The organism is Dactylosporangium sp. CS-047395 (genome assembly GCF_050942185.1).
Lineage (GTDB): Bacteria > Actinomycetota > Actinomycetes > Mycobacteriales > Micromonosporaceae > Dactylosporangium.
Window position 1 is genome coordinate 2142810 of record NZ_CP192015.1, and the last position, 25298, is coordinate 2168107.

Here is a 25298-nt window from a genome sequence, read left to right on the forward strand (position 1 = left end):
GCAGCCTACCGAGCGGGTACTAATCTGACGCGGGTGAGCGCGATTGCCGGTCTCGTACTCGCCGCAGGTGGTGGCCGCCGGTACGGCGGACCCAAGGCCCTCGTGCGCCACGAGGACGGCCGCCTGCTGGTCGAGCGCGCCGTCGCCACCCTTCGCGACGGCGGCTGCACACGCATCTGGGTGGTCCTCGGCGCCGAGTCCGGCCGCGTCCGCGACGAGGCCACGCTCGGGGACGTCACGCTGGTGGACAACCCGACCTGGAAGAGCGGGATGGGTTCGTCGCTGCGGGTCGGGCTGGCCGCGCTGGCCGAGACCGACGCCCCGGCCGTGGCCGTGCTGCTCGTCGATACGCCCGGCATCGGCGCGGACGCCGTGGCGCGGTTGCTCGCGGCCGCGCCGGACGGGCCGGGGGCGCTGCTGACCGCGACGTACAAGGGAAAACGCGGGCATCCCGTGATCCTCGGGCGCGACCACTGGGCCGGCGTGACGACGCTGGCGACCGCCGACGTCGGGGCGCGGGCCTACCTGGTCGCCCACGCCGACCTGGTGCAGGGCGTGCCGTGCGAGGACATCGCCGACGACGCAGATTTGGATTTCCCGCCGGAGGCTTAGTTCCGGTGGGCCTGGTTCCACAGGCCCGGCCAGCCTGACGGCCCCAGCCAGCCAGCCGGGACCAGCAGGCCGTGCGCGGCGACGTGCTCCCAGAACGTCTCGCGGTCGGCGCCGAGCTCGGCCGCGTCCGGCCAGGCCGCCTCCCAGGGCCCCTCGTTGAGCCGGGTGACCGGGAAGCCCGGCACGGTGACCCGGCGTGGCTCCGCCACCGGCACGCCCGGCCCGGCCCACGTGGTCACCGCCAGGGTGCACGCGCACAGCATGGGTTCGTCGAGCCCGTCCGGCCGCCGCGCGGTCAGCGCCGGTGCGTCCGTGCGCAGCAGGGTGCCCAGCGCCCGCCGGACCCGTCGGGCGACCAGCTCCGTCGTGCGCGCCTCGGCGATCCCGGGTGCCCGGGCCACGGTCCGCAGCGAGCCCGGCAGCGGCTCGTCCAGCGCGAGCGGGGCCAGGTCGGGGTGGCCGTACCCGGCGAGGGCGGCGCTCATCGGCCGCGCGCCGCCCGCCCGCCAGGCCTCGCCCGCGGTGAGCCGGCCGTCGTCGAGCGCCGCGACCACGGCCCGGGTCAGCCCGGCCGGCGAGACCCGGCGCAGCGCCGTCATCTCCGGGGTGTCCAGGAGTCGCCCGAGCACGGCGACGGCGGCCTCGGTACCGGGCTCCAGCACCGCCGCGGCCGCCAGCTCGCCGAGCGCCGGGCCGTGCTCCCGGGTGATGCGCGCCGCCGGGGTGCGCGGGCGCCGGTGGACCCGACCGGCGCGCGGCTCGCGGACCTCGTCCGGGCGGGCCGGCGGCGGGGCCAGCGCGGCCACCCAGGCCCGCACCCGCGCCGCCAGCTCCGGCTCCGGGTCCTGGTTGAACCGCCCGCGCAGCTCGTCGATGCGCCAGCCGCGCGCGCTCGGGCGGATGTCGACGTTGGCCAGGATGCGCCCGCCGGGGGCGCGCAGGGCGACCAGGAAGGCCTTCCCGTCGAGGGCGCTGTCGGTGTACCACGAGCCGCCGATGCAGTTGCCCATGAACGTGCCCCACGCGACGGTCTGCCGCGGCGTACGCGCGATCTCGATGACCTCGTCCCCGCCCGGCAGCGTCGTGCCGTCCGTGGCCAGCACGCCCTCCGGCACCGGGAACGCGCCGGTGAGCGCCTCGGTGACGGCCGCGCCGGCCTGCAGCGCCGCGATCAGCTCCGGCCAGGTCCTCGCCCTGGCGACGCCCGGACGCGGCCCGGCCAGCCCCGCGAGCTGGGCAGTGCCCGCGGCGACCAGCGCGATCGAGTCCCAGCGCGGGGCGAGCGGCGAGGCCTCGTCATCGGCCAGGTTCCAGGAAACATCAGGGATCCGCCCGTACTCCACGGTGGCCGGCGCGCACCAGTACAGCTGGGCGAGCGCGTCGCCGAGCTCCGCGAGCCAGACCATGTTCCCGACGCGCTCCGGCCCCGGCTCCAGCTCGAACAGCGGCGGCTGCTCCCACCGCGCCCGCTCGGGCGTCGGGCGCCACCGCTCCATCGGCTGCGCGGCCCACGCGATCGCGTCCCCGCGGCCGGGCGCGTCGGGCACCTCGATCATCTCGCGCAGCAGGCTGTAAGCGTTGTCGTGGGCCAGCCGCCCGTACGCCCCGGCATTGGCGATCGCGGTGCGCACGAACGTCTCGTCCCGCGCGCGCCCCGGCAGGTGCCGCTCGACGTGCCGCTCGATGTCGCGCAGGATGACCCCCGGGCGCGCGGGCAGCCCCGTGAGGCCGGGCACGTGCCGCGCGGCCCGCCCCGCCTGCTCACCGTCCATCCGCCGGGCCTCCGTCGCGATCCCGTCCCGGTGCCGCTCCAGCGCCGCGGCCACGCCGTCGTCGGCGACACTGACGGCCAGCCGGACGAGCACCGTGGCCGCCAGGCAGTCCTCCAGCGCGCCGTTGGCCACCTGCCGGCGGAACCACGCGGGGCGCTGCTAGCGCGCCGCCTGGGCGAGCGTCGGCTCCTGCCCGACGGCCCGGCGTACGGCCAGGATGATCTCGTCGTCGTCGTACCGGTCGAACCGCTTTTCAAGATCGCGGAGCCGGTCCACCTTGGCCTGGGTGGCCCGCCGCCGCTCCCGCCGGCGCAGCACCTCCTGGTGCGCGCAGACCCGGGTCCAGAGATCGGCGAGCAGCGCGGCCCGGCGGGCGCGGGGGAGCGGCTCCAGCACCTGCCGCAAATGCCCGCCGACAACGGACGGCAGCCCGTCCGGGAACGGGTCGCCCCCCTCCAGCTGGAGCAGGGTGACCAGCTGCTCGGGCCCGAGCACCTCGGCCGCCGCCACCGCGAGGCGCAGCGCCGCCCACCGCCCGGCCACGACGGCCGCGGTCGCGGCGGCCCCGAGCGGCTTGGTCGCCTCGATCCCGAACAGCGCCACCGAGATCGCCGCCGGCGACCCGAGCGCCTCCGCCCCGACCACCCGCAGCGCCGCGAGCACGCCGTCACGCCGGTTGCCGGCCCCGCCCTCGATCCGGGCCGAGCGGAACCCACCCCCGAGCTCCACCCCGGCGTCCGCGGCCACCACCCCGGCCCGCGCGACGAGCCAGGCGAGCCGCTCCAGCGCGGCCTCGGCCCGCTCCGCCGGGGCGTCCGCGGGGCCGACCGCGACCGGCCGCCCGGGGGCCGCGACGTCGCCCAGGGGCCGGACGCCCTCGTGGGCGGACGGCAGCACCCCACCCGCGAGCCGCATCGTCACGCCGTCATGATGGCCCGGCCGGCACCGGGCGCGCAGCGCATTTTCCGCCCGCTGAAGCCCTCCCGGAAGGGCCGGGTCGTGGCGCATAGTTGGGGGCGTGCCGGACTTCGCGTCGCCGGCCGCTCTCGCGGCGCGCCTGGCCGACGTGGGCTACCTCGCCGACGAGGGGCTCGCGATGGCGGGCTTCCTCGCGCTGCGCCTGCACCGCCCGATCTTCCTGGAGGGCGACGCCGGGGTGGGCAAGACCGCCTTCGCCAGTGCGCTGGCCGAGGCGGCCGGCGTCGAGCTCATCCGCCTGCAGTGCTACGAGGGACTGGACGCCGCGCAGGCCCTGTACGACTGGGACTTCCCCCGCCAGGTCCTGCACCTGCGCGCCGTGGAGGCCGCGGCGGGCGGCGCGGTCTCGGCCGACGAGCTCGAATCCGGCCTGTACGACCGCCGCTTCCTCCTCGCCCGCCCCCTCCTGCAGGCCATCGAGCGTGCCCCGTGCGTGCTGCTGGTCGACGAGATCGACCGCGCCGACGACGAGTTCGAGGCCTACCTGCTGGAGCTGCTCGCCGACTCCGCGGTGACCGTCCCCGAACTGGGCCGCATCGTGGCCGAGGTCCCGCCGGTCGTGGTGGTCACCAGCAACCGGACGCGCGAGGTGCACGACGCCCTGAAACGCCGCTGCCTGTACCACTGGGTCGCCCACCCCGCCCCCGAGCGCGAGGCCGCCATCCTGCGGGCCCGCCTCCCCGGGATCGAGGAGCGCCTGGCCGCCCGGGTCGCCGCCGCCACCGCCACGCTGCGCACCCTCGACCTGGTCAAGCCACCGGGGGTGGCCGAGGCGATCGACTGGGCCGCCGCGCTGGGCGCCCTGGGCCTGGCCGCGCCGGGTCTGGACACCCTCGGCGTGGTGCTGAAGGTGCGCGAGGACATCGAGCTCGTCCGGAGCGCCGATGTCCTCGGCTGACCGGGTTGCGTTGGATCGGCGGCTGGCCTTCCTGACCGCGCTCGATGCGGTGGGCGTCGAGCACGCCTACTGGGTCGGGCGGCTCACCCTGTGCGGGTCGCCGGAGGACATCGCGCGGTACGACGCCGCCTTCCTCGGCCAGGAGCGCGACCCCTCGCCGCGGGGCACGCCGTGGCAGGTCCGCCGGCTGCCCGAGCGGTCGCTGTTCCGGGCCACGATGCCGCCCGCGGCGCCGACGAGCGAGGGCGATCCGGGGCTGGCCGTGCAAGCCAGCGCCGAGGAGGTGCTGCGCCACCGCGACCTCGCGACCCTCTCCGGGGTCGAACGCACCGAGGCGGCCCGGCTCCTGGAACTTACCGCGCGGGCGCACCCGATGCGCGCGGGCCGGCGGTACCGGCCGGCCGCGCGGGGTGTCGTCGACCGCCGCCGCACCGTGCGCGGACTGCTGCGCGGCCCGGATATGCTGCTGCGCAAGGCCAGACGCCCGCGGCCCCGGCGGCTGGTGCTGCTGGTGGACGTGTCGGGCTCGATGTCACCGTACGCCGACGCCCTGCTCCGCTTCGCCCACGCCCTGGTCCGCAACTGTCCACGGTGGACGACGGCGTACGCGCTCGGCACCCGGCTCACCCCGCTCACCGCCGCCCTGCGCACCCGCGACCCGGAAACCGCCCTGCGGGTGGCCGGCCAGGCGATCCCGGACTGGCGCGGCGGCACCCGGCTGGCCGACACGATGAGCGCCTTCGTCCGCGGCGACGGCCACCGCGGCGCCGCCCGCCGCGCGGTCGTCGTGGTCTTCAGCGACGGCTGGGAGACCGGCGACCCGGCCCGCCTGGCCGAGACGGTCGCCCACCTGCGCCGCCTGGCCGCCCGGGTCATCTGGGTGAGCCCGCACGCGGGCCGCCCCGGGTTCGCCCCGTCGGCGGCCGGCCTGGCCGCCGTGTCGCCGCACATCGACGCGCTGGTCGCCGGCCATACGATCGCGGCCCTCGAGGAAGTCGCCCGAAACCTGGAGGTGCGCCGTGCGTGAGGTGATCGACGACCTGCTCGGCTGGTGGCGTTCCGGGGCGACCGTCGGCATGGCCACTGTGGTGCGGACCTGGCACAGCTCGCCGCGGCCGCCCGGGGCCACGATGCTGGTCGGCCCGGACGGCACCGCGGTCGGCAGCGTCTCCGGCGGGTGTGTCGAGGGCGCCGTGTACGAGCTCGCCGGCGAGGTGGTCGGCAACCGCGCGCCCGTCGTGGAGCGCTACGGCGTCAGCGACGACGACGCGTTCGCGGTCGGGCTCACCTGCGGCGGGATCATCGAGCTGCTGGTCGAGCCGGTCGACAAGAACAGTTTCCCGGAGCTGGAGCGGGTCGCCCAGGCGATCGCCCGCCGGGACCCGGTCGCCGTGGTGTCCATTGTGGAGGGACCGGACGACACCGTCGGGCGGCGGCTGGTGGTGTGGCCGACATCCTCGGACGGGACGCTGGGCTCGGCCCGGCTCGACGCGGCGGTGACCGACGACGCGCGCGGGCTGCTCGCGGCCGGGCGCACCGACACGCTGCACTACGGGCTCGACGGGGAGCGGCGCGGCGAGGGCCTGACCGTCTTCGTGGCCTCGTACGCCCCGCCCGCGCGCATGCTCGTCTTCGGGGCCATCGACTTCGCCGCGTCGGTCGCGCGGATCGGCGGCTTCCTCGGGTACCACGTGACGGTCTGTGACGCCCGCCCGGTCTTCGCCACCTCGAAGCGCTTTCCGGGCGCCGACGAGGTGATCGTCGACTGGCCGCACCGGTACCTCCAGGGCGAGATCGACGCCGGCCGCGTCGACGACCGGACGGTCATCTGCGTGCTCACCCACGACCCGAAGTTCGACGTGCCGGTGCTGCGGGTCGCGCTGAGCCGCGAGTTCGCGTACGTGGGCGCGATGGGTTCGCGCCGCACCCACGAGGACCGCATGGACCGCCTGCGCGACGCCGGGGTGAGCCCGGCCGAGCTCGCCCGCCTGTCCTCGCCGATCGGCCTCGACCTGGGCGCCCGCACCCCGGAGGAGACCGCCGTCAGCATCGCCGCCGAGATCATCGCCGGCCGCTGGGGCGGCGGAGGAGCGCGGCTCACCATGACGGCGGGCCGCATCCACCACGACTGACCCGCGACGCCTGACCCGCGGCGCCTGACCCGCGGCGCCGCAGGCCGCTCAGCGCGTCCGCGCCGACGGCAGCATCGTCAGCAGCAGCTCGGCCAGGCGCCCCGGCTGGTCCAGCGGGATCAGCGTGTCGGTGTCGTCGACCTCGACCAGCCGGCCCTGCGGCAGAAGTTCCGCCAGCCGCCGGCCGTGCTCCGGCGGCATCACGCGATCCCGGGCCGCCCACACGACCAGAGCGGGCCGCTCGTACGACCGCAGCTCCGACGCCGCCCGCACGAGCACCGACCGGTCGCGGAAGATCGACCGCAGGACGCGCACCGTATCCGCCGCGATGCCCGGCGTGGACAGCAGCGGCTCCATCCAGCCCCGCGTCACCCGGTCGCCGCGCCGGGTCAGCCAGCCGAACGCGATCGGCAGTCGCCGTACCGGGCGCAGGCGCATCTGCTGCATGAACGCCCGGAACAGGCCGGCCGGCAACCGGCCCAGCAGCGCGACCGCGCGGCCCGTCAGGCCCGGCGGCAGGTTGTCGAACGCCTCGCACGAGACCAGCACCAGCCGGCCCACCCGCGGGTGCCCGGCGGCCAGCTGGGCCACCGCGCCGCCCGTGTCGTTGCCGACCAGGGTCACGGCGGTCAGGTCGAGCCGCTCCAGCAGTTCGCCGACGATCGCGGCCTGGCCGGGCAGCGACAGGTCCGCGTCCGCGCGCACCGGGTGCCGGTGGGCGCCCAGCGGCAGCGTCGGCGCGACGACGCGGAAGCCGCCCGCCACCACCAGCGGCACCACCGCGTCCCACAGCGAGGCGTCCATCAGCAGGCCGTGCAGCAGCACCATGACCGGCCCGTCGCCCCCGGTGTCCCGGTACTCGACGGTCCCCACCCCGAGCTCAACCGATGTCATACCTGAAGTGAACCACGTGGTTCACATCCGGCGCCAGCCCCTCAGCCCGCCTGCTCCTCGCGTTCCAGGGCCCGCAGCAGCGCCCGCAGCCCGGCGGCGATGCCCTCCTCGTCGCCCCCGGTCACCCGGTCGAGCAGCAGCCCTCGCAGCGTCGCGAGGACCATCTCGGCCACCTCGGCCTTGCGCGCGGCGGGCCAGTCCGGCGGGCACAGCGAGAGCAGCGCCGGGAGGTACCGGTCGGTGGCCTCCCGCCCGAACTTCGCGTACCGGGTGGGGTCGTACATGGCCAGCCCGGTCGACTGCTCCAGCACCCGGTGCCCGAAGCGCGGATCGGTCAGCACGGGCCACAGCGCGGCCACCCGCGACGCCAGCGTTCCCGAGCCCGCCACCGCGAGCGAGGTGTCGATGCGCCGCTCGCGCAGCCGGTCGACGGCCTGGACGAGCAGGTCGTCGACGCCCTCGAAGTGGTACAGCAGCACCTTGTGCGTCGCCCCGGCCGCCCGCGCGGCCCGGCGCAGCGAGAAGTCCACGAGCCCGTTCGCGGCCAGGTCCTCGACGACCGCCTCCAGCAGCTCCTGCCGGCGCGCCTCACCCCGTGACGTCCCGGCCGACCGCCGATAACCAGCGTTCTCCACGGTTGCCAGCATTCCAGCTCGAAAATTCCGCCTGGGAGGATGGTCCGCCCAGCGGAACAGCCACGTAGCATCCTGCGAATGCTCGCGACGATGTGCGCCGCGGCGGCGATCGCCGGCGTCTACCTGGTGCTGATCGGCCGTCACCTCTACAAGGCCGCCGAGTCCGGCCGCCCGCAACGCCGCCGGGCCACGGCCGAGCGCCTGGCCACCATCCGCCTGTTCACGGGCGACCTCGACCGCGCCGGCTACCGCGCCGAGCTGGAAACCCTCGCCGCCCTGGACGCCGTCGAACGCCCACTGACGGTCCCGGCCGCGGAGCACTAGACCACGGGGCGGGCGATCGCGTATTCACGCCATTGCTGCCTGTGGGCATTCATTGTCATCATTTTGGTTATGGCGTGGTCCCGGTGGATGCGGCTGCTGTTTGCGGGATCACTGGTACTGCTGAGCGTCGGTGGCGTGGTCGGGGTCGTCGCCGTGTCGCCGGTCGTGCTCGACTGGTCCGCGCGGAGTGACCGTGACTGGTCCCGGCTTGGGGATGCCGGTCAGGCCTACGGTGGCGCGTCGGCCGTGCTGTCCGGTCTGGCGTTGTGCGGCATCGCGCTCTCGCTGACGCTGCAGTGGCGCCAGGCCCGCATAGCTCAGTTGTACTCCGCCCGGCAGCACCAGCTCGACTTGGCCAAACTGGCCCTGGACAACCCCGACTCCTTGATCGTCGATGGCGTCCTGGCCCCGGCGGCGCCCCACACTCCCGCCCTCGTCGTCGTCAATCTGTGGGTGGCGAGCTGGTCGACGGCCTGGCAGTTGGGCGCGATGTCGGAGAAGGACCTGCGCGCCTGCGGTGGTCGTCTGTTCCAGACCGAACTCGCGCGTCGCTGGTGGCGCATGTGGAGCGGCACCTACTCGACCGTCCCCCGGGGTCGCCGTTTCGTCGACGTGCTCAACCACGAGTGCGACCAGTGTGAGATGGCGGCTGTTGCCGCGTTGTCGTCCGCCTCACCAACGGCCGTGACCAGGTCGGAGCCCGTCGCGCAGGACGCGGGTCGCGCTTGGCGAGCCGTCGGCCTGATCGCCGCGGGCGCCTCGGTCGGCTACCTCATCTGGAGGCTCAGTTCCAGGTCGCAGGAGCTTCGAGCCGGTTCGTCGCGGCTGCGGCGATGAACGCGGCCCAGGCGGTGGCGTCGAACCGGAGGGCCGGCCCGCCGGCATCCTTCGAGTCGCGTACCTCGACGCCGGATGCTGCCGAGCGCATTTCGAGGCAGTGGTTGCCGAGCGTGCTGCGGGTGCTCTTACGCCAGGGTGAAGGCAGTTTGGGGTTCGGGGTCATGTCCGGGCTCATCCTCTCGGTTGTCGATCACGGCGTTGCCGCGGATCACGATGCACGAGCGATGGAGCCGTCGCCGGAGCCCGAAACGATCTGCGAATACGTCGATCACAACCGCGAACATGACGGCCCGCAGGCGGCCGTGGCGGGATGGGCAGGGACACCGTGGAACGCCGCGGAACGTGGCGGAACGAACCGGTAAACGCCGGAATGGCGATGCCGCAACCTTGGTGCGGGCACTCGGTTACCCTCGATGCGACCCGGGGCAGTGGCGCACCGGCAGGATCGACGGCGAGGTCGGATGGCCAGGCTCACCGGCGGTGGCGGTTCCCCGGACCCGATCAGATTCCTGCAGATTCAGCTCGCCAAATTGCGCATCTACGCAGGCAACCCGACGTATGACGTCATGGCGGCGCGGACCGGCGTCTCCAGGACGAACATCTACCGGCTGTTCAAGAAGCCCGCGCTCCCGAACCTCAACGAGCTGCGCTACGTCGTGGAGTTCCTGGCCAAGGACGTTGCCGCTGTTCTTGACTTCGGCAGCGATCCGCAGGAGGTCCATCGATACTTCATGGTCCTCTTCGTCAACTGCGTCAACGATCATTTCCCCGACGACCCGGGCGACGCGCAGGCACTCGGACCGGCCGACGCGCCGTGGCCGCTCGGTCCGAACAACGGCGGCGGCGCGTGCCCCCTGCCCGGCTCGGCCGACGAGTCGCGCGACGGTGGAGCGTTGGACGCCTGTCCGTCCGAAGGCGCCGGTTCCAGTGACGGCCCGCGCTCGCAGGTGCTGATCGTCGGCGTGACCCGGTACCTGGGCGGCGCCATTGTCGCGGCGCTGACTGCCTTGGCGCGGTTGCTGGGCGACCCGCAGCGCGGACGGTACGCCGGCAGCGTGGATCTGCTCATCGACCCGACCCGTGAGCAACTGTGGATGGCGGTGCTCACGGCCGCTCGGCGCGCCGAGGACAACCTCATCGTGTACTTCGTCGGCCACGGGTTCGCGGCCGCCGATCGCTCCTACCTCGCGTTCGCGGACAGCAGCTGCGATGACGGCATTGTCGACAACGTACTGCGCCTCGACGACCTGCGCTTCGTCCTCGCCGCGGCCAGGGCCCGGCGCCGTGCACTGATGCTGGACTGGCACCGCGACCACCACGGAGACCTCGCGGATGTGACCGCTCCGGGCGAGAGCTTCGGCCAGGCCGCATGGGGGCTGCCGTATCGTTCGACTGACTCCGGTGCGTACCTGCTGAGCGCGGAAGGCGACCAACCCGGCGCGTTCACGCAGGCCTTGGTGGAGATCATGAGGCAGGGCCTCTCGGGTTCCGGCCGATACGAGACGCTGGCGTCGCTGCAGGACGGCCTCGTGCGGTACGCCGCTGACCGGGATTGGCCGGCGCCCCGTTTCGCCGCTACTGGACGGGGTGAAGCCATCGCGCTCTCCCGCCTGGTCCCCGCGGCCGAGGACGAGCTGTTCATCGGGCGCCATGCGGTGGTGGACGCGGTCCTGACCTGGCTCGACCGGCCGGCCTCGCCCGCCCTGGTCGTGACCGGGGCATGGGGGTCGGGCAAGACGGCGCTGCTGGCCGCGCTCTGCCGCAGTGTCGACGGGACTGAGCGGCGGTGGCCGGCGGCGTTCGGCCGGGTCGACGGGTTCGTCGACGCGCATCGCTCGACCGGATGGGAAGTCATCGAAGCATTGCGTGCCGTCTGCCGCGTCGAGCGCGGCGGCATCGGCTCGGTGACCGCGCTGGAAGCGGCTATGGCCGAACGTTCGCGGCCGCTCGTCGTCGTGGTCGACGGGCTCGATGAGGCCTCGCTGTTGGCCCGTGTCCTGGGCGAGCTTGCCGGGGCCGGAAGGGAATCCCGGCTGCGGCTGGTCATCGGCACGCGGCGGCGCGACGCCGGCGAGTTCATGCCCGGCGTCGAGCAACTCGAACTCGACGGGCCCATATTCGCGGAGCCGGACGCTGTCCGTCAGTACTGCGAAGCTCGGCTGCGCCAAGCCGGAGCTGCCCGGCCGGATGTGGAGGCCCGGGCCATTGCGAAGGTGGTCGGCGGGTCATTCCGCTGGGCGAACTTGCTAGTGAACCCGAACTTGCAGGGCAACCAGATCCGTGGTGCAGCAGCGACGCGAGACCGGCTCTGGGCACCGTTGGAGTGGCTGCGGCTCGTTCGCGTGCTGGCCGCCGGAACGCCGGCATTGCTCGGCCTCACGGCAGATGAACAGGGCAATGTCCTGGTGCGCGACGCGGTCACCGGCGACGTCGTCGGCGGGACGGGCGCGCCGCAAGGTTCGGTGTCAGCGGCGTCGGTGATGGTCGTCGACGATCGGGTCCTGCTGGTCACCGCCGGTGAGGACCGGACGACCCGGTTGTGGAACCCGTCTACCGGGACGTCCGTCGCCCAGGTGCCCGCAGGGGATCTCTCGGCGGTGTCGATCTCGGTCGTCGGCGACAGGATCGTCCTGGTGGCGGGCGGTGCCGACGGCGTCGTTCGGCTCTGGGACCCGACGACCGGCACCTCGCTCGCTGAGGCCCCGGTCAGGCACGCCGGTGCGGTCACCGCCGTGGCCATGGCCGAGATCGACGGTCACGTCGTTGTCGCGTCCGGCGGTGCCGATGGCGCCGTGCGGCTCTGGGACGCGCCGGCCGGTGAGGATGTCGAGGTGCTCCGTTCCGGGTCGACCGCCCCGGTGTCGGCGTTGCGTGTGTCGATACTGCCGACGGGCCACCACGTGGTCCTGGCGGGCGACCGGGCCGGACATGTCCGGTGGTGGTCGGAGTCGGGTGTGCGTCCTCCGGCGCTGACGGCCGGACCGGTTCATGATCTCGCCGTGGAAGGGGACGGGCGCATCGTGGTCGTGACCCGTGAAGGACTGCGCCTCCTGCGGATGCCCGACGGTGCGTGAACGGTTGAGGGTCTGATCGCGACCGTCAGGGTACTTGCTTTGATCTTCATGGGTGCGGTCTGCTGATCAGGCAGTGGCCCGTGTTGCGTCCGCCGCGTGACGGGGCCGTTCGGCACCCCAAAAGCGGGAGGCAGCATGTCCTCTGGCCAACGTGTTCGCGTGAGTGTTGACGTCGACGGCAGCCGCTACGTCGATGATGTCGAGCCGCGAACCCTCCTCGTCCAGCATCTTCGCGAGCGGCTCGGCAAGGTTGGCACGGTCGTCGGATGCGATACCAGCAACTGTGGCTCGTGCACCGTCCTGATGGGCGGGGCCGACGAGGCGCCGTTGAGTGTCAAGAGTTGCTCCGTGCTCGCCGTGCAGGCCGACGGGGCCAGTGTCACCACGATCGAGGGGCTGGCCGGGCCCGGGGGTGAGCTGCACGCGGTCCAGCAGGCGTTCCACGAGCTGCATGCGCTCCAGTGCGGCTACTGCACCCCCGGCATGATCATGTCCGCGGTCGACCTGCTGCGCGACAACGACGATCCGTCCGAGGAGGAGATCCGGGAAGGGCTCGCCGGGAACCTCTGCCGGTGCACGGGGTACCAGAACATTGTTCGCGCCGTGCAGGCGGCGGCGAAGAGCCTGCGCGAGGTGGTGCACGCATGACCACCACCGAGACCCCCATGGAGGTCGGCGCCGCCCGGCGGCGCAAGGAGGACGCGCGGCTGATCACCGGGCGGACCCGCTGGACCGACAACATCGCCCTGCCCGGGATGCTGCACCTGGCGATCCTGCGCAGCCCGCACGCGTCGGCCCGGATCGTGCGCGTCGACGTCTCGGCCGCCCTGCGCGCGCCCGGCGTGGTGGCCGCGTTCAGCGGGGCCGACGTCGCCGACGTGCAGGGCAGCCTGCCGTGCGCGTGGCCGGTGACCGAGGATATCGTGCACCCGGTCCGGCCGCCGCTGGCGGTGGATTTCGTGCGGCATCACGGCGAGGCCGTCGCGGTCGTCGCCGCCCGGGACGCGGCCAGCGCGATCGACGCGCTGGAGGCGATCGAGGTCGACTACGAGCCCCTCGAACCGGTACTCGATCTTGCCGCCGCCGCCAACGACGAAGGAATGGTCCACCCCGACAAGGGCACCAACCGGTCGTACACGTGGATCTTCGATTCGGCCGCCGCGGGCACCGGCACCAGCGTCGCGGACGCCGAGGGCGAGGTGCGCATCGAGCGCCGCTACGTGCAGCAGCGCCTGATCCCCGCCTTCATGGAGCCGCGCAGCGTGGTGGTGGACCCGGGCGCCGGCGAGTTCACCATCTGGTCGGCCACCCAGATCCCGCACATCCTGCGGGTCTTCTACGCGCTGCTCACCGGCGTGCCCGAGCACAAGATCCGGGTCATCGCGCCCGACGTGGGCGGCGGGTTCGGCGGCAAGCTGCAGGTCACGCCCGAGGAGATGATCGCGTTCCTCGCTGCGCAAAAAACACAAAAGCCGGTCAAGTACACGGAAACGCGCGGCGACACGATGCTCTCCGCGCACCACGGCCGCGACCAGATCCAGCACATCACGCTCACGGCCCGGCGGGACGGCACGCTGACCGGCATCGACGTGAAGCTGATCGCGAACATGGGCGCCTACCTCGGCCTGGTCGGGCCGGGCGTGCCCATCCTGGGCGCCTTCATGTACAACTCGATCTACAAGGTGCCCGCGTACCGGTTCGAGTGCACGGGCGTGTTCACCAACACCACGATCACCGACGCGTACCGCGGGGCGGGGCGGCCCGAGGCGACCTTCGCGATCGAGCGGGCGATGGACGAGCTCGCCGCCGAATTGGGGCTGGACCCGATCGAGCTGCGCCGGCGCAACTGGATCAAGGCCGAGGAGTTCCCGTTCACGACCGTGGCCGGCCTGGTCTACGACTCCGGCGACTACGACGCGGCGACGGACAAGGCGCTGGAGCTGTTCGGTTACGACGAGCTGCGCGCCGAGCAGGCGAAAAGGCGAGAAGCCGGGGATCCGGTACAGCTCGGGCTCGGGGTTTCGACCTACACCGAGATGTGCGGCCTGGCGCCGTCGCGGATCCTCGGCGCGCTGCGGTACGCGGCCGGCGGCTGGGAGAGCGCGTCCGTGCGCGTGCTGCCGACCGGCAAGGTCGAGGTGGTGACCGGCACCAGCCCGCACGGCCAGGGCCACGTCACGGCCTGGAGCCAGATCGTCGCCGACGAGCTCGGGGTGGCCTTCGACGACGTCGAGGTGCTGCACGGCGACACCCGCACCTCGCACAAGGGGCTGGACACGTACGGCTCCCGCTCCCTCGCGGTCGGCGGTGTCGCGCTGGTCGAGGCGTGCCGCAAGGTCCGCGACAAGGCGCGCACGGTCGCCGCCCACATGCTCGAGTGCAGCCCCGACGACGTCGAGTTCAGCGCGGGTGCGTTCCGGGTGCGCGGCACCCCCGACGCCGCCAAGACCCTCGGGGACTGCGCGTTCGCCGTGTTCGCGGCGCACGACCTGCCCGACGGGGTGGAGGCGTCGCTGGACGCCGACGCCACCTTCGACCCGCAGACGTTCTCGTTCCCGCACGGCACCCACCTGTGCGCGACGGAGGTCGACACGCTCACCGGGCGGGTCACGATTCGCCGGTACGTCGCCGTCGACGACGTCGGCCGCGTGGTCAACCCGCTGATCGTGGAGGGCCAGGTGCACGGCGGCGTCGCGCAGGGCATCGCGCAGGCCTTGCACGAGGAGGCCGTTTACGACGCCGGCGGCACGTTGCTGACCGGGTCGTTCGTGGAGTACACGATCCCGACGGCGGCCGACCTGCCGACCATCCTGTCCGACCGGACCGAGACCCCGGCGACCTCGAACCCGCTCGGCGTCAAGGGCGTCGGCGAGGCGGGCGCGATCGCCGCCACCCCGGCCGTGGTCAACGCGATCGTCGACGCGCTGCGGCCGTACGGGGTCTCCGACGTCCCGATGCCGTGCACCCCCGAGCGGGTGTGGCGGGCCGTGAAGCGTGGAGGTGTGGCATGATCCCGGTCCCGTTCGACTACGCGCGGCCGTCGACCGTCGAGGAGGCGATCGCCGCGCTCGGCTCGGCCGAGGAGGGCAAGCTCCTGGCCGGCGGGCAGTCGCTGCTGCCGGTACTGCGGCTGCGGCTCGCGGCGCCGACGGTGCTGGTGGATCTGGCGGCGGTTCCGGGGCTCAGGGGAGTACACCTGGAGGGAAACGACCTCGTGATCGGGGCCATGACGACGCACGCCGAAGTCGCGGCCTCCGACCTGGTGCGCGAGCACGCGCCGCTGCTGGCCGAGGCGGCCGCCACCGTCGGCGACCGCCAGGTGCGCCACCGCGGCACGATCGGCGGCTCGCTCGCGCACGCCGACCCGGCCGCCGACCTGCCCGCCGTGGCGGCGGCCCTCGACGCGACCTATGTCGTGCAGGGCCCGGCGGGCCGGCGGCCGGTCTCGGCGGGCGAGTTCGCGGTCGACCTGTTCACCACCGCCCTCGCCCCGGACGAGATCGTGGTCGAGGTGCGCCTGCCCTCCACCGCCGGCTGGGCCGTGCACTACGAGAAGTTCCACCGCACCGCCCAGTCCTGGGCGATCGTGGGGGTGGCGGCGGCGGTGCGCCGGGACAACGGCGGCATCGCGGCGGCCCGGGTCGCGCTGACCAACGTCGGGCCGGTCCCGCACCGAGCCCGCGCGGTCGAGGAGGCCCTGACCGGCGCCCCGGCCACCCCGCGGGCGATCGCCGATGCGTGCGCACAGGCGGCGGCCGGCACCGCCCCGGTCGACGATCTGAGCGCGTCCGCCGATTACCGCCGCGAACTGGCCCGCGTCCTCACCACCCGAGCCGTGTGCAAGGCACTCGGCGTCTAGGTGCCGGCACCGGATGGACTTTTGGGCACTGTTGGATACCGTGCGATGTCCTGAACAACAGTGGGGGAGCTCCGCTCCACCCACACCCCCTCAAAACCGCACCGGGTCCGGCCGGCAGTAGCACGTGCTACTGCGGCAGGGCCTAATGTGGCAAGCAGTTCAGGTGGCCCCGGCTCCTCTGGCGGGGCCACCTCCTCATTGGAGGTAGGGGCCCGTGCTACTGGAGAACACCTTCACCGTCCCCGTCCCGGTCGAGCAGGCGTGGAGCGTCCTGCTCGACATCGAGCGGATCGCGCCCTGCATGCCGGGCGCGACGCTCACCTCGGTCGTGGGCGACGACTTCACCGGCACCGTCAAGGTCAAGCTCGGCCCGGTCAGCCTGACCTTCAAGGGCAACGGGCGCATCGCCGAGCGGGACGAGGCGGGCCGGCGGGTGGTCATCACCGCGTCCGGCGCCGACAGCCGGGGCGGCGGCACGGCCCGGGCGACGGTCACCGCGGCGCTGGTCGCCGAGGGTGACGGGACCCGGGTGAACGTCTCGACCGACCTGGACATCACCGGCAAGGCCGCGCAGTTCGGCCGCGGGCTCATCGGCGACGTGAGCGGCCGGCTGATCGGGCAGTTCGCCGACTGCCTGGCCGGCAAGCTGGCCGGCGATGCCGAGGCACCGGCGGAGGCGCCCGGCGGGTCCGGCCCGGCCGCGGAAGGTGCCACACTGGTCGCCACCGACTCTCCGGCGACCGCCGCCCGCGCGGGTGAGCCGGTCGCGCCGGTGCAGCCCGAGGCGGAGCCGATCGACCTGCTCGCCGTGTCGGGCGTCGGCTCGGCCGTGCGGCGCGCGGCCCCGTACGTGGTCACCGCCGCCGCGAGCTTTGCGGTGGTCCTCGGCATCATCTGGTGGATCCGCCGCCGCTGAGCGGTCTTGATCCAGACCCGCGGTTCATCCGATAAGGTGACGTTGAGTAATTATCGGATGACCAAAGGTGATGGCTGATGATCGGCATCGGATCACGGCGCCGCCTCGGCCCCCTGGCTGTCGCGGTGGTCGCCGCGCTCGGCCCGGGGGCGCCGGTGAACGCCGCTCCGCCCATGGGGATCCTGTTCAACGCGGACGCGGCGGGGGAGTCCAGCGGCTACGTGGTGACGCTGAAGAAGCCCGCCGGCGCGCAGAGCGCCGGCCAGGCCAAGGCGGCGGTCGCGGAGGCGGCGGAGGACATCGCCGATGAGTACGGCGGGGACGTCGGCGCCCAGTACAGCCAGGCGGTCCGCGGGTTCGCGATCGACGACATCAGCGACGACGACGCCCGGCGGATCGCGGCCGAGGCCAACGTGGCCAGCGTCGAGCGCAACGTCCTGCTGCACAAGTCGGCCACCCAGCCGTCGCCGCCGTGGGGCCTGGACCGCATCGACAGCCACCCGTACTCGCTCGACAGCTCGTACACGTACCCGAACTCGGCCCCGGCCGTCACCGCCTACGTGCTCGACTCCGGCATCCGGATCACCCACAACGACTTCGGCGGCCGGGCCACCTACGGGCACAACTTCGTCAACCGGGTCCAGAACCCCGCGCCGAGCCCGGACAACGTCAACAACAGCGACGACCCGGCCAACGCCAACGACTGCGACGGCCACGGTACCCACGTGGCCGGGACCATCGGCGGCACCAGCTACGGCGTGGCCAAGCAGATCTCACTGGTGGCCGTGCGCGCGCTCGACTGCGCCGGCAACGGCTACTTGAGTGAGGTGCTCGGCGGCGTCGACTGGATCACCACGTACGCACAGCATCCGGCCGTGGCCAACATGAGCCTCGGCTCCGACGAACCGACCGCCTCGCTCACCCTGGCCGTGCAGAACTCCATCGCCTCCGGGGTGACCTGGTCCGCCGCGGCCGGCAACGGCGACGCCGACGGCAACCCGACCAACGCCTGCAACAACTCGCCGGGCAACATCGGCGAGGCGATCATCGTCGGTGCCACGACCCTCGACGACCAGCCGGTGACCTGGTCCGACTACGGCCCCTGCGTGGACATCTACGCGCCCGGCGTCGGCATCACCTCGGACTGGATCACCAACGACGCCGCCACCAGGCAGCTCGACGGCACCTCGATGGCCTCGCCGCACGTCGCCGGGGCGGCCGCGCTCATCCTGCAGGCGCACCAGGACTACAGCCCGGCGCAGGTCCGCAACGCGCTCGTGCAGGGCTCGTCGGTCAACGTGCTCGACATGTCGTCCTATCCGGTGTACGCCCGGGCCAGTTCGCCGAACCGGCTGCTCTTCGTGCGCCAGGCCGACCCGCCGCGCCCGGTCGGCAAGCCGCAGAACCTCTACAACCCGCGCTTCGGCACGACCGAGGTCTACGCGCGCTCGAACACGAGCAACCACCTGATCTACGCGTACTGGTCCGGCGACTGGTCGGACTGGGGCGACCTGGGCGGCAACATCCAGGGCGACCCGGCGGTGCTCTACAACCCGAACTACGGCACGACCGAGGTCTACGCGCGGCTGTCGAACAACCATCTCGGGTACCGCTACTACGCCAACGGCTGGTCGCAGTGGATCGACCTCGGCGGCGACCTCGCCGGCAACCCCGCGGTGATCTACAACCCCAAGTTCAAGACCACCGAGGTGTACGCCCGGACGTCCGCCAGCGCGCTCGCCTACATCTACTACGCCAAGGCCTGGTCGGGCTGGAACGACCTCGGCGGGACGCTGACCGGCGACCCGGCGGTGCTCTACAACCCGAAGTACGGCACCACCGAGGCGTACGCGGCGACGAGCAACGGGCTCGCGTACCGGTACTACTTCAACGGCTGGGCGAACTGGATCCCGCTCGGCGGGACCGTGCAGGGCACGCCAGCGGTGCTCTACAACCCGGCCGTCGGCACCACCGAGGTCTACACGCGCACGGCGGCCAACCAGCTCGCCTACGTGTACTACTTCAACGGCTGGTCCGGCTGGACCGGGCTCGGCGGCAGCGTGGACCAGGACCCGGCGGTGATCTACAACAAGGCCTCCAAGACCACGGAGGTGTACGTCCACACGCCCGGCAACGAGCTGCAGTACGTGTACTACTTCCGCGGCTGGTCGGGCTGGAACAACCTCGGCGGGAACACGGCGGGGAGCCCGTCGGTGCTGTACAACCCGCGGTTCGGCGACACCGAGGCGTACACCCTGCAGGGCGACGGGCACGCGTACTACCGCTACTACGCGAGCGGCTGGTCGGAGTTCATCGATCTGACGCCCTGATGCTCTACAGCGTCAGCCCTGGATACGGCGGCTGGGGGAGGGTGAAGGTGGCGACGCCGTCGGGGGCGCTTCCGGAGCCCACCCAGTCCGCCAGGGCGGCGCCGGTGGCCGGGGCCATCATGATCCCGGTGGTGAAGTGGCCGCCGGCGAACCAGGCGTTGGTCACGCCGGGGAGCCGGTCCACGACTGGTGCGCGCCGCTCCACCTGCGGCCGGAAACAGCACCAGCGGTGCGTGATCCGGGCCTCCGCGGCGGCCGGGAGCAGGACGGCCAGGTCCTTGGCCATCGGGTCGCTGACCTCGGGCCGGACCTCGGGACTGGAGTCGCCCTCGTCGAACGTGCCACCGCAGACGATGCCGCCGCCCGGCAGCGGGGTGCCGCCGCCGTAGGAGCCGGCCAGCACGCTGCCGAGCCGCCACGGGCCCGGGGCGATCGCGAGCATGTGCCCCTTGATCCAGCGCTGTGGCACGCCCTGGTGCCACGGCGGCGGCACGAGCCCGGTCGCCACGATCAGCGCGCCGGGGGTGAGATCGCCCGCGGTGGTGTGCACGGTCGTGACGCGGTCGCCGCGGACCGAGACGCCGATCATCGCGACGCCGGTGACCACCTGCCCGGCGTGTCGCGCGAGGGCCGCGGCGAGCCGGAGCGGGTCGACGCCGAGCTGGTGCTCGACCAGCAGCGCGGCGGCGCCGTCGGGCATGCGCACGTCCGGTTCGAGGTCGCGCAGCTCGTCCTTGTTCAGTACGGGCAGTCGCTCGCTCCCGGTGATCGACTCCACCGGGCGGATGTCCAGCCAGCGGGTCGGCCAGGTGCCGATGGACCGGTGCCATTCGTCGTCGAGTTCGCGGTACAGCTGCCGGCTCCTGCGACCGAAGGCGACGAACTCCGGCGGGTCGGTGTGCTCGTGCATGTCCGGGGCGATCGCGCCGCCGTTGCCCGAGGACGCGGCCGGGGCCAGGCGCGGGGCGCGCTCGATCAGCACCACCCGGCCGAGCCCGGCCCGCCGGGCGAAGACCGCCGCGGCCAGCCCGATCGCGCCGCCGCCGACCACCAGGACGTCGGGGCTGCGGTCCAGGTCCTGCGGGCGGCCGGGGGCGAGCAGGGCCCGGTGCTCCGCGCTGCACCGGTCGTCCCAGACGGTCACTCGATCCACCGGGCAATTGTTCCTCACGGATGGGCAACTTTGGATCACAGCTCCTTGTCATTGCGGCGGCCATCTTTCTGATCAGCGGAAAGCTGCGCTGCGAGATAGACCGTCTGCGATCTAGACTGTGGCTCTGCCAAAGGAGGTGTCCGATGTCACTGTTGTCGGCTCTGGACTCCAGGCACACGGTGGCCCCGGAGGGTTACAGCCGCTGGCTCATCCCGCCGGCGGCGCTCTCCGTGCACCTGTGCATCGGTCAGGCGTACGCCACGAGCGTGTACAAGAACTCGCTCATCGCCCATTTCGGCGTCAGCCAGACCGCGATCGGCATCATTTTCAGCATCGCGATCGTGATGCTCGGGCTGTCGGCCGCGGTCGGCGGCACCTGGGTCGAGCGCAACGGGCCGCGCAAGGCCATGTTCGTCTCGGCGTGTTTCTGGGGCGCGGGCTTCCTGGTGGCCGCGCTCGGGATCAGCACCAAGCAGCTGTGGCTGGTGTACCTCGGCTACGGCGTGCTGGGCGGGATCGGGCTCGGCATCGGGTACATCTCGCCGGTGTCCACCCTGATCAAGTGGTTCCCGGACCGCCCCGGCCTGGCCACCGGCCTGGCCATCATGGGCTTCGGCGGCGGCGCGCTGATCGCCAGCCCGCTCTCCCGCCAGCTCCTGTCCCTCTACGACGCGGGCTACGACCCGGCCGACGCCAAGTCCGTGGCCGGCGGCTCCGCCCTGGTCCTACTCTTCGTCACGCTGGGCATCGGCTACTTCCTGATCATGATGTTCGGCGTCTTCAACGTGCGCGTGCCCCGCGAGGGCTGGCGCCCGGCGGGCTTCGACCCCGCCTCGATCCGCGAGAAGCCGCTGGTCACCACCGCGAACGTCAGCGCCGCCAACGCCCTGCGGACCCGGTCCTTCTGGCTGCTGTGGATCGTGCTGTTCTGCAACGTCACCGCCGGCATCGGCATCCTGGAGCAGGCCAGCCCGATGATCCAGGACTTCTTCCGCGACAACGGCGCCTCCACCGTCAGCGTCGCCGCCGCGGCCGGCTTCGTCGGCGTCCTCTCCCTGTTCAACATGGCCGGCCGCTTCGCCTGGTCGGCCACCTCGGACGCCATCGGCCGCAAACCCATCTACATGCTCTACCTGGGCGTCGGCATGATCCTCTACGCCCTGCTGGCCTCGGTCGGGCACACCGCCACGGCCCTGTTCGTCCTCCTGGCCGGCTTCATCCTCTCCTTCTACGGCGGCGGCTTCGCCACGGTCCCCGCCTACCTGCGCGACCTCTTCGGCACGTACCAGGTCGGCGCCATCCACGGCCGCCTCCTGACCGCCTGGTCCGCCGCCGGGGTGGCCGGTCCCCTGATCGTGAACGGCTTCCTGGACGCCCAGGGCAAGCCGGGCACCCTGACCGCGTCGGCCTACCAGCCGGCCCTGTTCACCATGGTCGGCGTCCTGGCCGTGGGCTTCATCGCGAACCTGCTCATCCGCCCGGTCCCGCAGCGCTACCACGAACCGGCCCCCGAACCCGAGAAGGTGGCGTCATGAACAACTCCCACTCGGTGCGCCTGCTGGTGAGCTGGGCGCTGGTGGCCGTCCTGCTGGGCTACGGCGTCATCGAAACCATCATCACCGCCGCCAAACTCTTCAACTGACAGCCCGTTCGTCGCGCTCCGCCGGCGCCCCGCCGCTCAGTCGGCTTTCGGGGCGTCGGCGGCCCGGCGGCGGCCCTCCTCGAAGAAGGCCAGCAGGTCGGGCAGCTCCCGGACCGGGTGGGCGGCGCCGAACGGCACGTTCCAGAAGTCGCCGGTGCGGGGGTGCCAGGGGCCGACGTACGCGTACGGTTCGTCGATCGTCGAGTCGCCCGCCGACACCCCGAAGTTCACCTCGTCGAGCGAGATGCCCAGGTCGAAGTGCTCCGGCCAGAGGACTGGCGTGACGTCGGCGCTCAGGGACCGCAGCGCCGCATCGCCCTGGGTGAAGGCGGCCAGGATCTGTTCGGCGTCGTCGAGCACCACGCGGTCGTCGGCGGTCGCGCCGGAGCCGTCCGGGTACAGGCCCGCGGGCGCGCCGATGTCGACGCCCGCTATGGAGGCCAGCTCGCCGAGTGTGCGGCCGGCCAGGGGCACGCACCGGCCCGGGCCGAGCACGAGCTCAGTCGCGGTCACGCCCAGGTCCGGCGCGGCCACGGTGGCGAACCCGCCGTTGACGATCCGCAGCCGGATGGTGCCGCTGGCGCGATACTGCGGGCCGGCCAGGACCAGCTCGCCCAGGCCATGAAGCGAACGTCGCGTCTCGTTGGTCACCGACCCATGATGCCTGTTCCGCCATGGCCCAAACGCTGGACCTCGGGTACGACACTTTCCCCGCACAACCTCATCGACGCCCGAACGGACTCTTAAGTTTCGATGTGTTGGCTTCCCGGGGCTGGTCGCGACGCGTTAGGCAGACTGCCTAACAGATGTGACACCCCCGGGAGGCTCCATGTCACGACGGCTCGTTCTGCTCGGCGCGGCCGGGCTGGCGGTCGCCATAGCGGTGGCCGGCGCCACGTACGCGTCCGCCGCGTCATCGTCCGGCCGCGCGCCCGAGACGGCCGCTGTCGCCGCACCACAGGCGGCCGCCGCGCCGGTGGCCTTCGCGCATCCGGGCGTGCTGGTCAGCCAGGCGCAGCTCGACTTCATGCGCGGCAAGGTGCAGGCCGGCGCGCAGCCGTGGAAGTCGGCGTACGACCAGATGATGGCCTCGAAGTACGCCTCGCTGTCGCGCACGCCCAAGCCCCGGGCGACCGTCGAGTGCGGCTCGTACTCGAACCCGAACAACGGCTGCACCGACGAGCGCGAGGACGCGATCGCCGCCTACACGCTGGCGCTGGCGTGGTTCGTGACGCGGGACAGCCGGTACGCGGCCAAGGCTGTGGCGATCATGGACGCGTGGTCGGCGACGATCAAGGATCACACGAACAGCAACGCCCCGCTGCAGACGGGCTGGGCCGGGTCGTCCTGGCCGCGGGCGGCGGAGATCATCCGGTACACCTATGGGAATTGGCCGAATCAGGCACGGTTCGCGACCATGTTGCGCACGGTGTATCTGCCGAAGGTGATCGGCGGCAGCAGCAGCAACGGGAACTGGGAGCTGTCCATGATGGAGGCGGCGATCGGGATCTCGGTGTTCCTCGAGGACCGCACGAGCTGGGACAAGGCGATGGCGAAGTTCCGGGCCCGCGTTCCCGCGTACCTCTACCTGGCCACGGACGGCGCCTACCCCAAGGGCATCGGGTCGATCGACACCAAGTCCGAGATCATCGGGTACTGGCAGGGCCAGAGCACGTTCGCCGACGGTATCGCGCAGGAGACGTGCCGCGACTTCACGCACACCGGATACGGCATCTCCGCGATCTCGCACATCGCGGAGACGACACGCATCCAGGGGCAGGACGTGTACCCGGAGATCGCCGACCGGCTCCGGCACGCGCTCGGGTTCCACAGCAAGTACCAACTGGGGGAAGGCGTGCCGGGCTGGCTCTGCGGCGGCAAGCTGAACCTCGGGCTGGGGCCGGTGACCGAGGTCGCCTTCAACGCGCTGCACAATCGGATGGGCATCGCGATGACGAACAGCCAGCGGCTGACCGAGCAGTCGCGGCCGGCCGGTAGCAACAACCTGTTCGTGGCGTGGGAGACGCTGACCCACGCGAACAACCCCGCCTGAGCGGTGTGACACCCGGCCGCCGTCGGGCGTGTAGATGGTATGACGACGATCCACACGCTCGACGGTGTTCCGCCGCCGGCTGTCGCCGGGAGGGGCATGCCGCCCGATTTCGCGGAGTGCTACACCGCCTCGTTCGCGCCGATCGCGGGGCAGCTCGCGGTGTACCTCGGCAGTGCCGAGGAGGCGCAGGAGGTCACCCAGGAGGCCTTCGTACGGGCCTGGGTGCGCTGGGGCCGCATCGCGCGCTACGACGACCCGGCCGCCTGGGTGCGCCGGGTGGCCTGGAACCTCGCCACGAGCCGCATCCGCCGGGCCCGCGTCGCGCTGCGGCACTGGCGCGGGCAGCGGGCCGAACCGGTGGTCGCCGGCCCCGGGCCCGAACGCGTGGCGCTCGAACGCGCCCTCGCGACGCTCCCGCCCGACCAGCGGCGGGCCGTCGTGCTCTTCTACCTGGCCGGCCTGCCCGTCGCCGAGATCGCCGAGCTCTGCCGCGTGCGCCCGGGGGCGGTGCGGACCTGGCTGTACCGGGCGCGGATCGCCCTGGCCGAACACCTGACCGACGCCGAGGGGGACGATCATGCCTGAGTTCGACGAGCACCTCGACGAGCGCCTCCGCGCCGCCCTCGGCGAGCTGGGCGACGACGCACAGTCCGCGCTGCGACCGCCCGGTGCCGCGGGGATTCCGGCCGCCGCACGGCGTCGTCGGCTCGCCGGCCTTTCCGCTGGTACCGCAACGCTCCTCGCCGCCGTCGGCGCGATCTGGCTCATCGGCGGCCCGGTGACGGGGGTGGGCCCGGCCGCTCCGGCCTGCGTGCCGGCGCAGGGACGCGTGTTCCTGCCGAAGGGTGCGACGGAAACGCAGGAGGATCAGCTGCGCGCGGCGCTCGCGGGCTCGTCCGCCGTCACGTCGTACAGCTACGTGTCGGAGACGGCGGCCTGGGAACGCTTCCGAGTGGCGTACAGCGATGCGCCGGAACTCATCGCGGCGACCGATCCGTCGTTGTTCACGGCGGGGTGGGACTTCACGCTGCGGTGCGGCGGTGACTTCCCGGAGGTGGAGGACCGGCTGGCGCCGTACTCGGAAGGGATCTGGTGCTCGTGCGTGCCGCTCGACAAGCCGGTGGAACCCGCCGGCACGCCGTCGAGCTGGGAGCCCCAGCCGACGAACTGAACGCGGCCTAGACTT

The 25298-nt window shown here is 72.7% G+C and carries 25 protein-coding genes; 18 read left to right on the top strand and 7 right to left on the bottom strand.

The features are described 5' to 3' along the window. Positions 1-33: 33 nt before the first annotated feature. A complete protein-coding gene (locus ACQP00_RS09925) occupies positions 34-612 on the top strand; it encodes a nucleotidyltransferase family protein (RefSeq protein WP_433217528.1) in 579 nt (192 codons plus the stop codon). On the opposite strand, the gene ACQP00_RS09930 is transcribed toward ACQP00_RS09925, so the two are convergent. Continuing rightward, positions 609-2516: a hypothetical protein gene (locus ACQP00_RS09930; protein WP_433217530.1), complete on the bottom strand. Its 1908-nt coding sequence runs from the start codon at positions 2514-2516 to the stop codon at positions 609-611. The two genes, ACQP00_RS09925 and ACQP00_RS09930, sit on opposite strands and share 4 nt — an antisense overlap. A 27-nt stretch (positions 2517-2543) precedes the next feature. Next, positions 2544-3305, bottom strand: a complete 762-nt coding sequence (locus ACQP00_RS09935) for a hypothetical protein (RefSeq protein WP_433217532.1) — start codon at positions 3303-3305, stop codon at positions 2544-2546. Positions 3306-3402: 97 nt separating this feature from the next. Between ACQP00_RS09935 and ACQP00_RS09940 the strand changes: the two genes are divergently transcribed. From ACQP00_RS09940 to ACQP00_RS09950, 3 genes are read left to right on the top strand one after another with little or no spacing between them, the layout of a single operon-like run. Continuing rightward, positions 3403-4260 (top strand): AAA family ATPase, encoded by an 858-nt coding sequence (locus ACQP00_RS09940; RefSeq protein ID WP_433217534.1) that lies wholly within the window; start codon positions 3403-3405, stop codon positions 4258-4260. Next, positions 4247-5287: a vWA domain-containing protein gene (locus ACQP00_RS09945; protein ID WP_433217536.1), complete on the top strand. Its 1041-nt coding sequence runs from the start codon at positions 4247-4249 to the stop codon at positions 5285-5287. Before ACQP00_RS09940 ends, ACQP00_RS09945 begins: the two co-directional genes overlap by 14 nt. Beyond that, on the top strand, positions 5280-6392 hold the full coding sequence (locus tag ACQP00_RS09950) for an XdhC family protein (RefSeq protein ID WP_433217538.1): 1113 nt from the start codon (positions 5280-5282) through the stop codon (positions 6390-6392). The genes ACQP00_RS09945 and ACQP00_RS09950 overlap by 8 nt, the downstream gene beginning before the upstream one ends. Before the next feature lie 48 nt (positions 6393-6440). Here ACQP00_RS09950 and ACQP00_RS09955 read toward each other — a convergent pair whose 3' ends face one another. Both ACQP00_RS09955 and ACQP00_RS09960 read right to left on the bottom strand, forming a co-directional pair. After that, a complete protein-coding gene (locus ACQP00_RS09955; RefSeq protein WP_433217540.1) occupies positions 6441-7286 on the bottom strand; it encodes an alpha/beta fold hydrolase in 846 nt (281 codons plus the stop codon). A 41-nt stretch (positions 7287-7327) separates the two neighbouring features. Continuing rightward, on the bottom strand, positions 7328-7921 hold the full coding sequence (locus ACQP00_RS09960) for a hypothetical protein (RefSeq protein WP_433217542.1): 594 nt from the start codon (positions 7919-7921) through the stop codon (positions 7328-7330). Positions 7922-7999: 78 nt separating this feature from the next. Here ACQP00_RS09960 and ACQP00_RS09965 point away from each other — a divergent pair, with 78 nt between their 5' ends. Together ACQP00_RS09965 and ACQP00_RS09970 are read left to right on the top strand one after the other, a co-directional pair. Beyond that, positions 8000-8245 carry a hypothetical protein gene (locus tag ACQP00_RS09965; protein WP_433217544.1) on the top strand — a complete coding sequence of 82 codons (246 nt, stop codon included), beginning with the start codon at positions 8000-8002 and terminating at the stop codon, positions 8243-8245. 87 nt (positions 8246-8332) lie between these two features. Further along, entirely contained in the window at positions 8333-9082 is a 750-nt protein-coding gene (locus ACQP00_RS09970) for a DUF6082 family protein (RefSeq protein WP_433217546.1), read from the top strand. On the opposite strand, the gene ACQP00_RS09975 is transcribed toward ACQP00_RS09970, so the two are convergent. Beyond that, positions 9030-9260 carry a DUF397 domain-containing protein gene (locus ACQP00_RS09975; RefSeq protein WP_433217548.1) on the bottom strand — a complete coding sequence of 77 codons (231 nt, stop codon included), beginning with the start codon at positions 9258-9260 and terminating at the stop codon, positions 9030-9032. The genes ACQP00_RS09970 and ACQP00_RS09975 overlap by 53 nt on opposite strands. Here ACQP00_RS09975 and ACQP00_RS09980 point away from each other — a divergent pair. From ACQP00_RS09980 to ACQP00_RS10010, 7 genes are all read left to right on the top strand, one after another. Then, on the top strand, positions 9247-9447 hold the full coding sequence (locus ACQP00_RS09980) for a hypothetical protein (protein ID WP_433217550.1): 201 nt from the start codon (positions 9247-9249) through the stop codon (positions 9445-9447). The genes ACQP00_RS09975 and ACQP00_RS09980 overlap by 14 nt on opposite strands. 99 nt (positions 9448-9546) lie before the next feature. Beyond that, positions 9547-12159, top strand: coding sequence for a hypothetical protein (locus ACQP00_RS09985; RefSeq protein WP_433217552.1), 2613 nt, complete (start codon positions 9547-9549; stop codon positions 12157-12159). Between the two features lie 159 nt (positions 12160-12318). Beyond that, positions 12319-12807, top strand: coding sequence for a (2Fe-2S)-binding protein (locus ACQP00_RS09990; protein ID WP_433217553.1), 489 nt, complete (start codon positions 12319-12321; stop codon positions 12805-12807). Further along, on the top strand, positions 12804-15170 hold the full coding sequence (locus ACQP00_RS09995) for a xanthine dehydrogenase family protein molybdopterin-binding subunit (protein WP_433217555.1): 2367 nt from the start codon (positions 12804-12806) through the stop codon (positions 15168-15170). Before ACQP00_RS09990 ends, ACQP00_RS09995 begins: the two co-directional genes overlap by 4 nt. After that, positions 15167-16018 carry an FAD binding domain-containing protein gene (locus tag ACQP00_RS10000; protein WP_433217557.1) on the top strand — a complete coding sequence of 284 codons (852 nt, stop codon included), beginning with the start codon at positions 15167-15169 and terminating at the stop codon, positions 16016-16018. Before ACQP00_RS09995 ends, ACQP00_RS10000 begins: the two co-directional genes overlap by 4 nt. Before the next feature lie 214 nt (positions 16019-16232). Next, on the top strand, positions 16233-16934 hold the full coding sequence (locus ACQP00_RS10005) for an SRPBCC family protein (protein ID WP_433217559.1): 702 nt from the start codon (positions 16233-16235) through the stop codon (positions 16932-16934). A 77-nt stretch (positions 16935-17011) separates the two neighbouring features. Further along, positions 17012-19264, top strand: a complete 2253-nt coding sequence (locus tag ACQP00_RS10010; RefSeq protein WP_433217561.1) for a S8 family serine peptidase — start codon at positions 17012-17014, stop codon at positions 19262-19264. 4 nt (positions 19265-19268) lie between these two features. Here ACQP00_RS10010 and ACQP00_RS10015 read toward each other — a convergent pair whose 3' ends face one another. Beyond that, entirely contained in the window at positions 19269-20417 is a 1149-nt protein-coding gene (locus ACQP00_RS10015; protein ID WP_433217563.1) for an NAD(P)/FAD-dependent oxidoreductase, read from the bottom strand. Between the two features lie 149 nt (positions 20418-20566). Here ACQP00_RS10015 and ACQP00_RS10020 point away from each other — a divergent pair, with 149 nt between their 5' ends. Next, complete coding sequence (locus tag ACQP00_RS10020; protein WP_433223794.1) at positions 20567-21952, top strand: OFA family MFS transporter; 1386 nt, start codon at positions 20567-20569, stop codon at positions 21950-21952. Further along, positions 21949-22059, top strand: a complete 111-nt coding sequence (locus tag ACQP00_RS10025; protein WP_433058147.1) for an MFS transporter small subunit — start codon at positions 21949-21951, stop codon at positions 22057-22059. The genes ACQP00_RS10020 and ACQP00_RS10025 overlap by 4 nt, the downstream gene beginning before the upstream one ends. A gap of 36 nt (positions 22060-22095) precedes the next feature. Here ACQP00_RS10025 and ACQP00_RS10030 read toward each other — a convergent pair whose 3' ends face one another. Further along, positions 22096-22710, bottom strand: coding sequence for a hypothetical protein (locus ACQP00_RS10030; protein WP_433217565.1), 615 nt, complete (start codon positions 22708-22710; stop codon positions 22096-22098). 178 nt (positions 22711-22888) lie between these two features. Between ACQP00_RS10030 and ACQP00_RS10035 the strand changes: the two genes are divergently transcribed. The 3 genes from ACQP00_RS10035 (at position 22889) to ACQP00_RS10045 (ending at position 25283) form a co-directional block, all read left to right on the top strand. Then, entirely contained in the window at positions 22889-24112 is a 1224-nt protein-coding gene (locus tag ACQP00_RS10035) for an alginate lyase family protein (RefSeq protein ID WP_433217567.1), read from the top strand. Positions 24113-24208: 96 nt separating this feature from the next. Then, positions 24209-24697 carry an RNA polymerase sigma factor gene (locus ACQP00_RS10040; protein ID WP_433217569.1) on the top strand — a complete coding sequence of 163 codons (489 nt, stop codon included), beginning with the start codon at positions 24209-24211 and terminating at the stop codon, positions 24695-24697. Then, positions 24690-25283 carry a permease-like cell division protein FtsX gene (locus ACQP00_RS10045; protein WP_433217571.1) on the top strand — a complete coding sequence of 198 codons (594 nt, stop codon included), beginning with the start codon at positions 24690-24692 and terminating at the stop codon, positions 25281-25283. The genes ACQP00_RS10040 and ACQP00_RS10045 overlap by 8 nt, the downstream gene beginning before the upstream one ends. Positions 25284-25298 lie beyond the last annotated feature (15 nt).

What these genes read in the sequence shown, in the direction of transcription:
- ACQP00_RS09945 (WP_433217536.1), top strand. Translation starts at nt 4,247, where the DNA reads ATGTCCTCGGCTGACCGGGTTGCGTTGGATCGGCGGCTGGCCTTCCTG.
- ACQP00_RS09955 (WP_433217540.1), bottom strand. Translation starts at nt 7,286, where the DNA reads ATGACATCGGTTGAGCTCGGGGTGGGGACCGTCGAGTACCGGGACACC.
- ACQP00_RS09965 (WP_433217544.1), top strand. Translation starts at nt 8,000, where the DNA reads ATGCTCGCGACGATGTGCGCCGCGGCGGCGATCGCCGGCGTCTACCTG.
- ACQP00_RS09970 (WP_433217546.1), top strand. Translation starts at nt 8,333, where the DNA reads ATGCGGCTGCTGTTTGCGGGATCACTGGTACTGCTGAGCGTCGGTGGC.
- ACQP00_RS09980 (WP_433217550.1), top strand. Translation starts at nt 9,247, where the DNA reads ATGTCCGGGCTCATCCTCTCGGTTGTCGATCACGGCGTTGCCGCGGAT.
- ACQP00_RS09975 (WP_433217548.1), bottom strand. Translation starts at nt 9,260, where the DNA reads ATGAGCCCGGACATGACCCCGAACCCCAAACTGCCTTCACCCTGGCGT.
- ACQP00_RS09985 (WP_433217552.1), top strand. Translation starts at nt 9,547, where the DNA reads ATGGCCAGGCTCACCGGCGGTGGCGGTTCCCCGGACCCGATCAGATTC.
- ACQP00_RS09995 (WP_433217555.1), top strand. Translation starts at nt 12,804, where the DNA reads ATGACCACCACCGAGACCCCCATGGAGGTCGGCGCCGCCCGGCGGCGC.
- ACQP00_RS10000 (WP_433217557.1), top strand. Translation starts at nt 15,167, where the DNA reads ATGATCCCGGTCCCGTTCGACTACGCGCGGCCGTCGACCGTCGAGGAG.
- ACQP00_RS10010 (WP_433217561.1), top strand. Translation starts at nt 17,012, where the DNA reads ATGATCGGCATCGGATCACGGCGCCGCCTCGGCCCCCTGGCTGTCGCG.
- ACQP00_RS10025 (WP_433058147.1), top strand. Translation starts at nt 21,949, where the DNA reads ATGAACAACTCCCACTCGGTGCGCCTGCTGGTGAGCTGGGCGCTGGTG.
- ACQP00_RS10035 (WP_433217567.1), top strand. Translation starts at nt 22,889, where the DNA reads ATGTCACGACGGCTCGTTCTGCTCGGCGCGGCCGGGCTGGCGGTCGCC.
- ACQP00_RS10040 (WP_433217569.1), top strand. Translation starts at nt 24,209, where the DNA reads ATGCCGCCCGATTTCGCGGAGTGCTACACCGCCTCGTTCGCGCCGATC.
- ACQP00_RS10045 (WP_433217571.1), top strand. Translation starts at nt 24,690, where the DNA reads ATGCCTGAGTTCGACGAGCACCTCGACGAGCGCCTCCGCGCCGCCCTC.